This is a genomic window from Nocardia crassostreae (assembly GCF_001613405.1).
Classification (GTDB): Bacteria; Actinomycetota; Actinomycetes; order Mycobacteriales; family Mycobacteriaceae; genus Nocardia; species Nocardia crassostreae.
This window is the reverse complement of sequence record NZ_BDCH01000011.1, coordinates 124,193-138,005: the sequence shown is the minus strand read 5'-3', so window position 1 is coordinate 138,005 and position 13,813 is coordinate 124,193. Positions and strand designations below refer to the sequence as shown.

15 protein-coding genes are annotated in these 13,813 nt (G+C 68.4%); 7 read left to right on the top strand and 8 right to left on the bottom strand.

Features of this window, described 5'->3' with window-relative positions:
- Window positions 1–4 precede the first annotated feature (4 nt).
- Window positions 5–1,747: an alpha/beta hydrolase family protein gene (locus NC4_RS06170; RefSeq protein WP_067533559.1), complete on the bottom strand. Its 1,743-nt coding sequence runs from the start codon at window positions 1,745–1,747 to the stop codon at window positions 5–7.
- A 208-nt stretch (window positions 1,748–1,955) separates the two neighbouring features.
- Here NC4_RS06170 and NC4_RS06165 point away from each other — a divergent pair, with 208 nt between their 5' ends.
- The 3 genes from NC4_RS06165 to NC4_RS06155 all read left to right on the top strand — a co-directional run bounded on the left by NC4_RS06165 (window position 1,956) and on the right by NC4_RS06155 (window position 4,468).
- Window positions 1,956–2,900: a flavin monoamine oxidase family protein gene (locus NC4_RS06165; RefSeq protein WP_067533556.1), complete on the top strand. Its 945-nt coding sequence runs from the start codon at window positions 1,956–1,958 to the stop codon at window positions 2,898–2,900.
- Window positions 2,901–3,581, top strand: a complete 681-nt coding sequence (locus NC4_RS06160) for a flavin monoamine oxidase family protein (RefSeq protein ID WP_305781632.1) — start codon at window positions 2,901–2,903, stop codon at window positions 3,579–3,581.
- A 68-nt stretch (window positions 3,582–3,649) separates the two neighbouring features.
- Complete coding sequence (locus NC4_RS06155) at window positions 3,650–4,468, top strand: hypothetical protein (protein ID WP_067533550.1); 819 nt, start codon at window positions 3,650–3,652, stop codon at window positions 4,466–4,468.
- Between the two features lie 5 nt (window positions 4,469–4,473).
- Here NC4_RS06155 and NC4_RS06150 read toward each other — a convergent pair whose 3' ends face one another.
- The 4 genes from NC4_RS06150 to NC4_RS42225 all read right to left on the bottom strand — a co-directional run bounded on the left by NC4_RS06150 (window position 4,474) and on the right by NC4_RS42225 (window position 7,548).
- Window positions 4,474–5,199, bottom strand: coding sequence for a DUF8020 domain-containing protein (locus NC4_RS06150; RefSeq protein WP_067533547.1), 726 nt, complete (start codon window positions 5,197–5,199; stop codon window positions 4,474–4,476).
- 122 nt (window positions 5,200–5,321) lie between these two features.
- Entirely contained in the window at window positions 5,322–5,921 is a 600-nt protein-coding gene (locus tag NC4_RS06145) for a TetR/AcrR family transcriptional regulator (protein ID WP_067533544.1), read from the bottom strand.
- On the bottom strand, window positions 5,908–6,774 hold the full coding sequence (locus tag NC4_RS06140) for an alpha/beta fold hydrolase (protein WP_067533541.1): 867 nt from the start codon (window positions 6,772–6,774) through the stop codon (window positions 5,908–5,910). The genes NC4_RS06145 and NC4_RS06140 overlap by 14 nt, the downstream gene beginning before the upstream one ends.
- A 63-nt stretch (window positions 6,775–6,837) precedes the next feature.
- Window positions 6,838–7,548: a GbsR/MarR family transcriptional regulator gene (locus tag NC4_RS42225; RefSeq protein ID WP_067533538.1), complete on the bottom strand. Its 711-nt coding sequence runs from the start codon at window positions 7,546–7,548 to the stop codon at window positions 6,838–6,840.
- Window positions 7,549–7,827: 279 nt separating this feature from the next.
- Here NC4_RS42225 and NC4_RS06130 point away from each other — a divergent pair, with 279 nt between their 5' ends.
- Window positions 7,828–8,463 carry a TetR family transcriptional regulator gene (locus NC4_RS06130; protein WP_067533535.1) on the top strand — a complete coding sequence of 212 codons (636 nt, stop codon included), beginning with the start codon at window positions 7,828–7,830 and terminating at the stop codon, window positions 8,461–8,463.
- A gap of 9 nt (window positions 8,464–8,472) precedes the next feature.
- Here the strand turns inward: NC4_RS06130 and NC4_RS06125 are convergent, their stop codons facing one another.
- Together NC4_RS06125 and NC4_RS42215 are read right to left on the bottom strand one after the other, a co-directional pair.
- Complete coding sequence (locus NC4_RS06125) at window positions 8,473–9,420, bottom strand: SMP-30/gluconolactonase/LRE family protein (protein ID WP_067533532.1); 948 nt, start codon at window positions 9,418–9,420, stop codon at window positions 8,473–8,475.
- A gap of 8 nt (window positions 9,421–9,428) precedes the next feature.
- Complete coding sequence (locus NC4_RS42215) at window positions 9,429–10,259, bottom strand: C40 family peptidase (RefSeq protein WP_245721517.1); 831 nt, start codon at window positions 10,257–10,259, stop codon at window positions 9,429–9,431.
- A 354-nt stretch (window positions 10,260–10,613) separates the two neighbouring features.
- On the opposite strand from NC4_RS42215, the gene NC4_RS42210 reads away from it, so the two are divergent.
- The 3 genes from NC4_RS42210 to NC4_RS06105 all read left to right on the top strand — a co-directional run bounded on the left by NC4_RS42210 (window position 10,614) and on the right by NC4_RS06105 (window position 12,836).
- Window positions 10,614–11,360: a ParA family protein gene (locus NC4_RS42210; protein ID WP_067533529.1), complete on the top strand. Its 747-nt coding sequence runs from the start codon at window positions 10,614–10,616 to the stop codon at window positions 11,358–11,360.
- A gap of 188 nt (window positions 11,361–11,548) precedes the next feature.
- Window positions 11,549–12,238, top strand: a complete 690-nt coding sequence (locus NC4_RS06110; protein ID WP_067533526.1) for a hypothetical protein — start codon at window positions 11,549–11,551, stop codon at window positions 12,236–12,238.
- A 214-nt stretch (window positions 12,239–12,452) separates the two neighbouring features.
- Entirely contained in the window at window positions 12,453–12,836 is a 384-nt protein-coding gene (locus NC4_RS06105; protein ID WP_067533523.1) for a hypothetical protein, read from the top strand.
- A gap of 170 nt (window positions 12,837–13,006) precedes the next feature.
- Here the strand turns inward: NC4_RS06105 and NC4_RS06100 are convergent, their stop codons facing one another.
- Complete coding sequence (locus NC4_RS06100) at window positions 13,007–13,807, bottom strand: SepX/GlpR family protein (RefSeq protein WP_067533520.1); 801 nt, start codon at window positions 13,805–13,807, stop codon at window positions 13,007–13,009.
- Window positions 13,808–13,813: the final 6 nt, after the last annotated feature.

Sequence of the window (13,813 nt, the reverse complement as noted above, 5' to 3'; positions counted from 1 at the left end):
GCTTTCAGCTCTTCCGGACGCAGTCGTATTTGCCCGGCCCGGTGAGGTTCTGGATGAACACCTCCGGCCGGATGATCTGCCCGAGGGTGGCTCGATCCGGAATCGTCAAGCAGTAGCTCGGACCGGCCGAACCATCCGGCGCGTACTCTGTGGCGACCGCGCGCGACAAGCCCGGCTGCGCTTCCAGTAGTGCGCCGCACGCCGCCTCGGTATCACCGGTTCCCTTGCCGTAGCAGTCGAACCAGTTGAGGAAGTAGTGCACCGACAGCTTCGGCGAGCGCAGATTACGTGGTACGCCCACCCAGTTGATCGAATCACCGTGGCTGCCCGCCTCGTAGACGATGAGCTGCACCGGCTGGCTGCGCCCGCTGCGCAGCAGATTGTCGTAACGGTCCTTGGTGCCAAACGGGCCGTCGGTCGGATTGAAGAAGGGCTGATAGAAGTTGGTGAAATTGCCGGAGGGAACTGGGATGTCGAGATCGGCGGTCTGCATCTGCAGCGGCGCGGAGGCCGGGCGGATACCGGCGAACCCGGACATGCCGACCACCGAGCTAACCCGCAGCAGCGGTCGGCCGTCGATGCCGTGCCCCTTGTCCTGCCAGTTCAGGTAGTTGGTGACCCCGATCGAGCCGACCGACTGGCCCCAGAGGTTCACATGCTCGAGATCGAGCATGCCGAGCCACGGATTGCGCGTATTGTGGCCGACCGGTTCGTAATAGGGATTGCTGCGCACCAGGCGCGGCACCTGTCCGGTGAGCAGATTGCCGAGCTCATTGCCCAGATCGACGACCGGCGTGATGTCCTCGCCGAAGACCCACCGCGTGACGTCCTGCGCATCGCGGCAGGAACCGGGCGCGAAGCAGTCCTCCACGGTGAGCAGCGGCAGCACCAGGTCCAGCGCATTGCCCTCGCTGCCGGGCTGTCCGGCCTGGGAGAAGGTGAAGGACATATAGCCCGCGCGCGCCGCGGACTGGGCGTACATGCCGATATCGGTCTGGGATTCGGCCGCACCGGGCAGGCCGATGGCCACCGGATACCGCTGATCGGATTCCTCGGCGCCATGGGGCATCCACACCTTGCCCGCCAGCGGGATGCCGCGCGAGTTCACGACCTTGAATTTCCGGACCGTGCCGAGTTTGAACTCGGAACCGGAATCGGCTGCCGCACAACCGCCTTCGAGGGTCTCGTAGAAGACACTGCCGTCGCTGTTGAGACACGGGTACCGGAAGTTCGCATCCTGGAAGGCCGCATCGCTGTAGTTGTCGTCGACCATGGCATCGGAATCGCCCGCGATGAGCACCTGCCCGGCGGTGTCCTCGATGCCGAACTTGCCATTGCGATTCCAGTCCGGCAGATAGTCCGGATGCGGCGGGAAGCCGAGACTGAACGGCGGCGTGTGGGTCAGCGCGTCCCAGATCCTCTGCGCACCGACGAGCGCCTGCGTCTGGCCCTCGGTGGTCCCGTAGATATCCGGCTTGGTGAACTCCAGGAAGGGCTGGGCGATCTGGCCCGCGCTGGTCATGATCCCGGCCTTGACGAAGTAGTCGAGCATGCCGGGCGCGGTGGCGTCCCGGACTGTGCCCTCCAGCAGGGTCAGGACCTGAGCGAAGGGATAGGTGGGATCCGGCGGCTGCGGATCCGGATACGGATCGGCCGAGGCGGGCGTCGCCCCCGGTCCCGCCAGCGCGAACAGGACGGCGGCGGCCGTGGTCGACAGGATTCTGACAATGCGGCGCGGTCGTGGCACCAGACACCCTCCTCGGGAGAGACCTACCTCCCGACCGTAAGACGGAGTGCCGCAACCGATTGCGACATGGTTCGCCAGAGCATTGACATCAGCGGACATGCCTGCGACCCGGCCCGGGCAGACTCCCCGGCCCGCAATGAACCACTCCGCGCCCGATTTGCTGCAAACTGACAGCAAATCAACCTGCGCCATCGGAGGAGTTGCTTTCGTGGGCGATGACACCCGCAGCAGACGGGACATACTGCGCATGGCCGCCATCGGCACGGTGGGTGTGGCGCTGGGCGCGGCGGGCGGCGCCTTCGTCACCGATCGGCAGCACGAGGTGCGCACGACGGCGGCCGAGGTGCCCGTCTACAAGCGGGAGCGCGCGCGACTGGTGGCCCAGGACATCGTCGGCGTGGACGACGACGGCCGCAATCTGCGGGCGCGGTATCAGAAACTGCTGACCGGGCCGGGCCCGCGGCATCAGCCGAACGCAGGCGAGGTCGTCATCGTGGGCGCGGGCGTCTCCGGACTGGCCGCCGCCTGGATCATGGCGCGCGCCGGGCATCGGGTGCGGGTGCTGGAGGGTTCGGACCGGGTGGGCGGGCGCATTCGCACCCTGCGCGAACCCTTCGGCCGCACCGGCGGGCACGGGGAGGCCGGGGCCATGCGCATTCCCGCCTCGCACACCCTGGTGACCGGCGTGCTGACCAAGCTGGGCGTCGCCACCCGGCCGTTCCTCATGACCAATCCGGAGCGGCGGATCACCGTCGGGCACGTGTCGGTGACGCGATCCGAATACGAGAAGGATCCCCAGCCCATTACCGATCTGTTCGGCATCGAGCCACAGCGCGGGCGGGCCATTCTGGACGACGCGCTGACCGAGGCCGGTGTCGGCCCCGGCGCCGGGGTGGACGAATGGGCGGATTACCTGGCCCGTCACGACGAGATGTCGCTGCGGGAATGGCTGCTCGGACAGGGACATTCGGAGGCGCACATCGACTATGTGGGCTCCACCGAGGGGCTCACCGCCCGCATGGGGCTGAGCATGACGCACAACCTGATGACCGCGCACAATCTCGCGCCGAATACCGAACTGCTCGAAATCGTCGGCGGCACCGAGGGTTTGACCATGGCGCTGGCGGAAGCGGCCCGGTCGGCGGGCGCGTAGATCAGCACCGGCGCGGAGGTGACCGCCGTCGACGGCCGCGGCCACCGGATGCGCGTCACCTACGGACCGCAGGACGACACCGTCGAGGCCGATCGGGTGCTGGTGACCGCGCCGTTCACCCTGCTGCGGCACGTATCGTTCGAACCCGCACTGCCCTACGGCAAGCAGCGCGCCATCGCCGAACTGCACTACGACGCCGCGACCAAGACCTTCCTGGAATTCGGCGCGCGCTGGTGGCCCGGCAACGGCGGCACCGATGTCACCGACGCGCCGACCCGGCTGACCGTCTACCCCTCCCATCCCGACGGGGAGGGCGGCGTGCTCATCGCCTCCTACACCTGGGCCGACGATGCCCGCGCCTGGGATGCGCTCAGCCCCGCCGAACGCGCCGCCGAATGCCTCGACCATCTCGGCGAGGTGCACGGCCCGCGGGTCCGGGAGACCTGGACCGGCGGATTCGCCTCGCACTCCTGGGCTTCGGACCGCTGGGCCGACGGCGAGGCCGCGGTCTATATGCCCGGCCAGGCCGTCGAGATCGGACCCGATACCCGGACCACCGAAATGGACGGCCGCCTCGCCTTCGCCGGAGACGGCACCTCCACCCGGGGCCGCGCCTGGATCGAAGGCGCGCTGGAGAGCGCCGCCCGCGCCTGCCGTGATCTGGGGGTGCGCGCACAGTGACGGTCCGGCGCGGCGCGCCCGGCCGACGGAACCGCTACCTGCGGCGATCAGCTGTCTAGAGTCGAGGCGTGGCCATCGAATTCCAGTGGACGTACGGTGCGGACGCGGCGGACTGCTACGCCGAGGAGCTGATGCCCGGCCATACGGCGGCCGACGGCATCGACGATCCGGACCTGGACATGCTGGGCGCGGTCTGCGCGCGGCGCGCGGGCGAACTGCTCGGCTTCGCCGAACTCCACGCCAGCTCCCCGACGGCCGCCTGGGTGCAGGCCGCGTACGCCCCGCGGATCATCCGCGCCATGGTGGCGGGCTACTACGATATGGCGCCCGCCACCGCCGAGGAGACCGACATCATCGGCGGGCTCATCCGGCAGTGCGCCGATCACGCCCGCTCCGAGGGCTATACGGTGCTGCGCTGGGAAGGCCAGAACACCGGTCCCGAAGGGCGGGCCGCCATCGCGCTCGACGCCCGGACCACCGCCGAGTACGCGCGCACCTGGACCGCCGCCCCCACCGATTGGCAAGCCCCGCAGAGCCTTCCGCCCCTGGAACCGGTGAGCACCCTGGCCGATACCGGTGACGGGCCGGAGGACACGCCCCTGGAGCTGACCGTCGACACCGCCGCGGCCAGTGTCCGCGCCGCCATCATGGACACCGACGCCTACGTCAATATCGGCGAATCCCTGTCCCACCCCGCCGATATGGACCCGGCCACCCTGGCCGCCCTGTTCGGCGCCCTCGTCGTCGAACTCCGCCGCCAGGCCCCCCACGTCGAACTGCTGACCGTCATCGAGTTCGAGGATGAAACCGCCCGCACCGCACTGGAACTCAGCGGCCTCACCCTCGCGGGCCGTTTCGAGAACTACGAGCTCCCACTCACCGCCTGAGCGCTCTACTTGGCGGGCGCGGCGGGCATCGGCGCAGTGATGGTCGTGAAGTACTGTGCGGCCGCGGCAATCGCGACCGGCGCGGTCACCAGCACCTGCCCGGCCACGGCGCCCAGTGCGCCGATGGCGGCGATCCCGCCCAGGCATCCGACGGCCGCGGCCGGGAGGAACGGCCCGAACATGCCCATAATGGTCGCGGCGGCCACGGTCGCTCCGGCAATACCGCCGAGCACGCATCCCACGGCCGCCCCGCCGATTCCGCCGACCAGGGTGCCGACACTCACGCCCAGCCCGATGGTGCCGACCATCCGCGACCAGGCGGCCTGCTCACGCTCGTAGGGCGTCCGCCACCCGGCCTCGTTCTCGAAAGGCAGTGCGACGGGCTGGTACACGGCCTTGGCCGGATCGAGCTGCGGGGTGAGGGTGGCCGACGTGCCCGAGATCTCCGCGGCGATCGGGAAGACGTATTCGTCTACGCGGAAGGTCAATTCGGTTCCGGCGACCACGCTGCCGTCGGCCGCCTTGACCTCGAGCACACCGTCCTCGACGGCGAGCGAGCCGGAGTCGGCGGTAATGGTGGTGGCCTTGGCGTCGGCGGTGGGAGCGTAGGAGATCCGGGCGGTGGGATCGGCGGCCTGGGCGGCCTGGGCGGTGCCCGCCGCAAGGCCGACGGCGGTGGCGAGGACGGCGGCGGCAAGGGTGGTGGACGAGGTGAATGCGCGGAGCGACATGGCAATTCGAGGCTTTCTCTGCGGGCCCGGGGGATTCCGGTGTCGATCGCACTGTGCCGAGGAGCGCTGACAGCGGGCTGACAGCACCCTGACGCGATTGCCAGTGGCAGATCGGAATCCGATCAGGCGCGCACGATGCCCGCGAGGAGGAGCAGCAGGGATCGCTGGGCTTGGTCCTTGGCGGCGGCGGGGTCCGCGGCGTGGGCGACGATCAGGGCGGCTTCGCTGATCGCGCTGAGCAGGAGTTGGGCCAGCATGGGGATGGGGGCCTCGTTGATGAGACCAGCATCGCGGGCACGCTCAAGTTGGGCGGTGATGAGGCCCAAGCCGTGGCGGAGTTCGAATTCGCGCCAGGCTTCCCAGCCCAGCACGGAGACGGCGTCGGCCAGGACGATGCGCAGCATGTCGGGGCGGGTGCAGATCTCCATGAAGAGGGCGATACCGGCGGCCATGCCGCCGAGTACGTCGTCGGGATCGACCGCGGCGATGGCCTTGTCGATCTCGGCGGTGGATTCGAGTTCGATCTCCTCCAGGACCGCCAGGAACAGGCCGCGCTTGTCGCCGTAGTGGTGGTGCAGCGCGCCGCGGGTGACCCCGGCCGCGGCCACCAGGTCCTGTGCCGAGGTGCTCGCGAAGCCGCGCTCGGTGAACAGCCGCCGTCCGGCTGCCTCGAGCGCGGCCCGGGTGGTGCGCGAGCGATCCTCTTGGCTACGACGTGGCATGCATGCGAGTGAACTCCAGGATCGCGCTGGTGAGCAACTCGGGTTGGTCTTCGGGAAGGAAGGTGTACGAATCGTCGATGAGGGTCAGGGTGGCGTTCGGGAAATCCTTCGCGAGGCGCTCGGCGAAGGAGACCGGGAAGACCCTGTCCGCACGCGCCCACGCCAGCAGTACCGGGATATCGATGTCGGGGAAGTGCCGCGCGGCCTCGAGGGTGTAGCGGCGGTGCAGGGTTTTCAGCACCCGCCGCAGGTCCTTGCGGATGGCGCCGGAATTGCGGCTGGGCAGCAGATAGGAGTCGATGATCTCGCGCGGCGGATTGCGTTTGACGATCCAGCCGAAGGCCACGGGCAGCCGGTGCAGGGCGCGCAGGCGCAGCGCCTCGGTCAGCGGGCGGATGGAACCCGGAATGCGGGCCAGCAGCGGCAGCGCCGTGAAAGGCTGCGGCAGGAAGCCCTCGTAGCTGTCCACCGAAGCCAGCACGACCCGGCCGATGCGGGATCGGTCGCGGGTCAGCAACACCTGGGTGATCGCGCCGCCGGTGTCGTTGGCGATGAGCGTGACATCGCGCAGATCCAAGCGCTCCAGGAAGGCGGCGATCAGGTCGGCCAGGCCCGTGGGCATGAGATCGGCGGTGGGGACCGGGATTTCGTGCGATCCGAGCGGCCAGTCCGGGGTGAGGCAGCGGTGGCCCGCCGCCGCGATGCCCGGTACGACCTTGCGCCACAGATCGGCGTTGACGAGGAGGCCGTGCACGAAGACGACGGGCGCGCCCTCCCCGGTGTCGTGGTACCTGATGCGGCCGCCCGGAAGATCGACTTCGTGGACGCGGCCGAGTGCAGTGCTTGTTGCCATGACTTGCTCCAATGCCGGAGGTACCCCGACACTGTTACATACATACCGTATGTATGTAAATTGTCACCCGCCGAGTTGTTCCCGCCAGCGCTCCGCCGACCGGATCATGTCCAGCCCGACCTTCTCCAGGTACTCGCCCATCCCGAGCAGCCGGGTACCCGCGGGCGTGCCCGGGCCGAGCGAGGCGGCGCCCTCCCGGGCCTTGGCGGCGAGCAGTTCATTGGCCTTGGCGCCAGCGAGAGTTGCTCGGTACCAAGCGAATTCGTCGATGAAATAGCGATCCCGGCGGGTCCCGGCATCGCGCTCGCGGTGGATCAGCTCCTGACTCTCCAGATAGCCGACGGCCGCCGACACCGTCGCGGGGCTGACCCGCAGGTATCCCACCAGCTCCGCGGCGGTGACGCTGCCGGAGTCGGCGGCGTAGATGCGCGCCAGCACCGCGGCCGCCATCTTGGGCATTCCGGTCTGCGCGAACAGTTCCCCGAACTGCGCGCCGAATTCGGCGATCACCTCCGGGCTGCGCCCGTACCGGTCGGCGTCGGCGAGCTTTTCGACCCGCTTGACCCGGGGCACCCGCCGCCGGGAACGGACCACGGTGGCCGCGTGCGCGAGATCCGCGCGATAGCGCCCCGGCCCGCCGTTGCGGCTCACCTCGCGGCTGATGGTGGAGGTGGGACGGCCCAACTGCCGGGCGATCTCCGCATATCCGAGTCCCTGCGACAAACCCGCGGCGATGAGCCGGCGGTCATCGGGCGAGAGTCTTCCACCCGGCATCTGGCACCCCTCCTTCATCTCGGTTTCGGCAGCAGTCCCCGGTTGCGCAACCGCTTCGTTTATTGCAACACAGCCCCAAACCGATTGCATTAGGATGCACAGTCATCGGCCGGATGCTTGACGAATCTTGTTGGCATTCAGCAGATTTTGAGTGCAATACGCCATTGTCGAAGCTGCGAACGCAACGTAGCGTTCGCCTTATATCGAACAGTATGCGATCTGGTAGAACGTCCGGAATCGTTCTCCGGGACCAGGTCCGGGCAGCGCTATAGTTCCCGGGTGACCAGCCCCGACGCCCGCGAACTCCTGCTCCTCGCGGGTGAACGCGCCATTGCCGAACACGGGCCCGACGTCGCCCTGCGCGATATCGCCGTCGCCGCCGGACAACGCAACAATTCCGCGGTGCACTACCACTTCGGCAATCGGGACGGGCTCATCGCCGCCATAATCGAGCGCCATCAACCCGCGCTGGAGAGCCGCCGCACCGCCCTGCTCGCCGAGCACGAGATGTCCGGAAAACCGGATTCCGTAGGCATTCTCGTCGGCATCCTGATCCGCCCGCTCTTCGATATTCCGTATGCCGCGGGCTCCACCCATTACGCCCGCTTCCTCGAACAGGCCCGCACCCATCCGGCCGTCGGCGTCCGCAATCTGCACGACAAGACGTTCTGGCCCGCGACCCGCATTCTCATCGACCGGATCTACCGCGCCATGCCGCAACTGTCCCCCGCGCTGCGCCGCTACCGGCTCACGGCCATGAGCACGGCCATGTTCGCACTGCTCGCCGACTACGAGCGCCAGCCGTTCGGCACCGCTGCCGAGCGAATCGAGTTGCAGGACAACATCATTGCCATGATCGTCGGCATGCTCACCCAGCCCGCCCCGGCGGAACAGGACAGGTTCGATCTGTGGTGACGCGATTCGTCAGGGCGTCGCGGTGCGCGCGTCCGGATCGAATCCGCCCGGAATCTCGTAGACGACACCGGTGAACGTGGCCCCGAACAACCGACCCGCCGCGAAGCCCCGATCGCCGCGACCGTAGCCGACCACGCTGGTCAGCTGATTGCCGAAACCGAGCACGCAGTACTGCTGCGGTGCGTCGATGCGCACCACCTGTCCCGAGGGATTGAGCGGCACCACCGGCCGATCCAGCGAATCCAGCGTCAGCCCGTCCGGAGCGGCGAGCACATCACCGCCGCCGAGATCCAGCAGCGACTGCGGGGCCCACGGGGCGAACGTCGGAATCCGGCTCACGCCCGGATTCACGAACGACCGTGACACATACAGGAATTGGTCGTCGCCACTCAGTACCGCGCCGTTCGCGCTGGGCAGGCTCGCCCAGTCCGCCTGCACCACGCCGTCCGGATACACCCGGCCGATGAGATTGCCGAAATCATTGGTGGCGTAGACGATTCCGTTCCCGACCACATCCATGCCGTTCGCCGCGCTCAACCCGGCCGTATAGGGCGCCATGGCCCCGGTATCCGGATCGACCGTCACAATTCCCGCGTGCCGGATGGCATCGCCGAGCAGCACTCGCGCATCCGCGCCATAGCCGACCAGCAGCTTCCCGTCCGGAGTCCAGGTCGGCGCACCGCCGCCGCCACTGGGCACCGTGGCGATGGGCACCGCCGGCGCACCCGGCGCATCGATCCGGAAGACCCGGCCGCTGATCAGATCGGTGGTGAAGGCTCGCCCGTTCGCATCGACCGTCAGCCCCTCCAGGGCGCCGCCCACAGTCGCGACCGTGACGGTCGGCTGCCCTGCTCCCGGACAGATGGGCGCGGCCTGTGCGGGCGCGGCCCCGGCCACCGACACCGCGGCGAAGGTGAACGCCGCGAGCACTGCCGCAACTGTTGTCCTCGTGCTCATACCGCACCTTAGAACCTCCGCGCTCCGGACACCGGCATGTTCTCGATCGGAGAGACCCTCACGCCGGATCCGTAGGTGGAGGCGTGAATGACCTGACCGTCGCCGACATAGAGCGCGGAGTGGCCGCCGCCGTAGAAGGAGACCAGATCGCCCGGCTGCAATTCGTCCATCGAGACGGGGGTTCCCGCATTCAGCTGCGAATAGGAAGTGCGCGGCAGATCCACACCGGCCTGCGCGTAGGACCACTGTACGAAGCCCGAGCAGTCGAAGGCGTCCGGTCCCGACCCGCCGGAGCTGTAGCCCGCGCCGAGTTTGGAGTAGGCCGCCTCGACCGCACGCTCACCGGTGGTCTTCGGCGCGGCCGGAGCCGGTGCCGGAGTAATGGTGGCGGCATCGGTCACGCCCGGAATTCCGGCCAGCGGGGGCAGGCTGTTCGGGACGGAGAAGACGCCGAGACCGTCGACGGTCACCGAACGGAATTCCGGAGCCGCGGGCGCGGAGGGAGTGGCCGGTGTCGAATCGGTCCGGGGCGCGGGCATCGATTCGGGATTCGCCGCGACGGGAATCGTTCCGGGCGCGGTCTCGAAAGGCGCGGTCTCGAAATCCGCTGTCGCGCTCGGCATGATCTCCGGAGCAATGGCCGGAGCGGTTTCGTCGATCGAAACCATGTGCGGCACCTCGACATTACCGATACCCGGAATCGTCACGGGACGGAATTCGATTCCCTCGGGCATTTCGAATTGCCCGATACCCGGGATGGTCACCGGCCTGGCCTCGGCTTCACCCGCGGTGAACATCAGCGCCGCACCGACGGCCGCTGTGCCGAGCAAGCCTGTCACCAGGCCCTTCCAGCTCAGTCGCGGAAGAAAACGAACCGACTGTCTGTCCCCGATGCTTTCCATGATGCGGTCCTCCGATTCAGCGTGAAGCTCTTCGGTTTCCGTCCATCAATCACGAACATCTCGGCACTCCCAGCAGATCCACGTTGCATGGAACGCCCGTTTTGCATGGGCTGCAACGAATGACACACATGTTATTCATAACGGAATCGTAAACATTTACGGCTGTGTCCAATTGGACACAGCCCGATTTCGGAGAAATGCGCGCGAAACAGCGGAGCAATCCGGGCCCCGCGGAGCGCTCCGTGTGAGACTGATCGCGTTCAAGTGCCCTCCTCATCATCCGGAGGATCAATGACGAATTCCGTTGCACTGCCCGAACTCCCCGAGCCCCTCGTGGTCACGCTCGGCAATCTCAAAGGCGGCGTCGGTAAAACGACTTCGGCCTTCTTCCTGGCCTCGTATTTCGCCACCGCCCATCAGCAGCGGGTGCTGGTCATCGATGCCGACCCGCTCAGTCAGACCGGCTACTCCTGGTACCGGCGGCTGCAGAAGGCCGATATCGCGGTTCCGTTCGAGCTCATCGCCTTTCCGTCCCGGCACGTCAACGACTGCATCACCGACAATGCCGGGAAATACGACGTCATCATCGTCGACGTCGGCGGTGAATCCGCCGACATCTTCAAGGCCGCCGTCCCGCAGAGCGATGAACTCGTGCTGGTGACCAGCGTGAGCCCGTCCGAGGTCAAGCGCGTGCCCAGTACCTACCGGGCCGCCGAGGAGGCCGCCGCGGAGAGCGACCGGGCCATTCGCGTGCGCGTGCTCATGACCAAGGTGCCGGTCACCATGAAGAACGGCGTCAATGTCTCCACCGAATACCGTTCGCAGCGCGGCAATCTCGAAGACGCCGGGTACGACGTGTTCGAGTCCTATGTCAGCGCCTGGAAGTGGTACCGGGAGGCCGCCGACGGCGAGGTCGGCGACGGGGCCGAGAATCCCCTCGAGGATCTGGGCGAATACCGCCAGGTCGGCGACGAGCTCATCCAGCCGTACCTGGATGCCGCACTGGCCGAGCGGGTTCCGGTGGAGGTGCCCGCCTGATGCCGCCGCAGCGACGCAAGAGTTCCATCGGCGGCGGCACCGCCGCGCCCGGGCGCAATCCGCTCGCCGACGAGGCCTAGCACACTCCCCCGGTCTCACCGCTGCGGGATGCCGAATGGCGACCGGGCGCGACGCCCGCCGCCGAATCCGCGAACGAACCGCCGCCGCCCGCACCGGCGCTCGCGGTCGTGGCAGCCCCGCCCGCCGATCCGCCGAGCGCGCTGACCATGCCGCTGCCCGCGCCCGGCGACGGTCCGCTCAGCACCGGGGAACTCGAACAGCTCGATGTCTGCGAAGCCTCCATCGACGCCCTGCAGGTCGCGTTCTGGACCGCCGGGCGGGCGCTGCAGATCGTGCGCGACGGCCGCCTCTACCGGGCCGACCACGCCAGCTTCGACGACTATGTGGAGAAGCGCTGGGATATGCAGCGGTCCTACGCGCACAAGCTGATCCGGGCCTGGCCGCTGGCGGCCCGGCTGCATCCGCTGGCCCCGTCCATCAACGAGGGTCAGATCCGGGAACTGCTGCCGGTCGCGGCGGCCTACGGCGAGGACGCCGCGGTCACCGTCTACACCACCCTCGCCGCCGATGTGAAGGTGACGGCGGGCAAGCTCCGGGAGGCCGTGGCGCTGCTCCCGGACGACTACGACGAGGGCGATGTGGTGGACCGGCTGCGGTCCTGGTTGCGCGGCGATCTGCCCGAGGACAATTCCCGCGCCCCGGATCTGTTCAGCACCGTCGAATCGCGGCTCACCGCGCTCACTCAGAAGGTCGGGAAGGGTTCCACCGGCGATCCGGCGGCCGCCCGCGAATTCGCGGCCAAACTGCGGACCCTGGCCGAACTCATCGAGAAGCAGCTTCCCGTAACCACGCGGTAGCCCAGCGATTGCTACGGAAGGGTCCGGCCGTCGCCGGGCCCTTCCGTTGTCTCCCCGCCGTTCAACTGCCGTTCCGGATGCGGATTGCGATCCGGATCACTGGTTCCGCAATTCGTGATTGCGCGGACAAGCCCTTCCGGTAATAGCAATTAGCTATGCAAACTGATGCGCACAGCCGGCTCGTTCCCGACCCTTCCGAGAAAGCGAGCACCTCATGCGCATCCATCCTCTCGCAGTCGCCGCCACCGGAGTTCTCGGCCTGGCCGCCGCCGTCACGATCGGCGCGGGCGCGGCATCCGCGGTCACACCCGTCAGCACCGACAACGGCTTCGGTGTGATCCTGAATCCGGGCGAGACCGCTGCGGTCGCCAACAGCCCCATCCCGGGCGCCATCGACGGCCTGGTGCCGCCGACCGGGCACCGCGTGGAAATGGATCCGGAATCCCGGCTCGCGCTGCCCGACGGCAGCACCTACGCCAGCGATCAGCAGATCCTCGCCGAGGCCGCGGCGCACGGCGGCGAATCCACCATTCTCCTTCTCGATCCCGGCAATGCCGTCGATCCGGGCGCACAGGTCCTGATCGCGCAGCACTGGTAAGCAGCCACAGACGAAGAACGGGCGCCCGATCGGATCGGGCGCCCGTTCTTCGTGTCAGCGGCAGCTATTCGCCCACGGCGTGGCGTTCCCGGCCACCCGAGGCCCGATTGCGGGCCGCGCGCGCGGTGGCGGCGTCGAACAGCTCCAGGTGATCGAAGGACGGATCCTCGTCATCGGGTTCGACCAGGACCGCCCGGCGCAGCTGGGTTCGCGCGGACTCGCGATCGAAGCTCGGGAGCGCGGCGCGCCTGCTCCTCGTCCTCGGCCTGGCGCTTGCGGCGGCGGGACAGCCGCTCCACGCGGCGGCGGCGAATATCCTCCTCCAGCCGCACCTGGCGGCGCAGATAGGCCATGTAGGTGACCAGCACGACGCCGGAAAGGGCGCACAGCCACCACAATCCGGCCGACAGCGCGAAGCCCGCGGCGCCGAAGGCCAGGGTGCTCAGCACCAGGCCCAGCACGGCGCGCTGGCGGAAGGTGTAACGGGCCGCGCGGGCAATGGCATCGGCCTCCGGGTCGTAGCCGCCGCGACCGCGTCTGGTCGGCACGAAATCCGCGTCCTCGTCCTCGGATTCGTCGTCGAATCCGTCGCGGGCCGCCCGGTCGTCGGGTTCGTCGAGCTCGTCCGCCTCGGCATCCTCGGGATCGCGGTCGCGCAGCGCGGGCATGCGCGCCCGCGCGGGGGCCTCGGCGCGGCGGGGCGGAGCGGGCTCCGCGGGTTCGGCATCGGGGTCCCGGGCGGCGAGCTCCGGTTCCTCTGCTTCGGATTCTGCTGTCCCGGAGTCGAATTCGCGGTCTTCCGCATCGTCCTCGGGCTCGTCGGCCGCCGCTTCCGTTGGCTCCGCGGCGGCCTCTGCGCCGATCTCGGCCGCCGCCGTCGCGGAAGTGCCGCTCTCCGTATCGCGTTCGCGGGTGGTGTCGAAATCCTCGTCGTCCGATTCAGCCGTGCGGCTGTCGTCCGATCTGGTCATCCGATC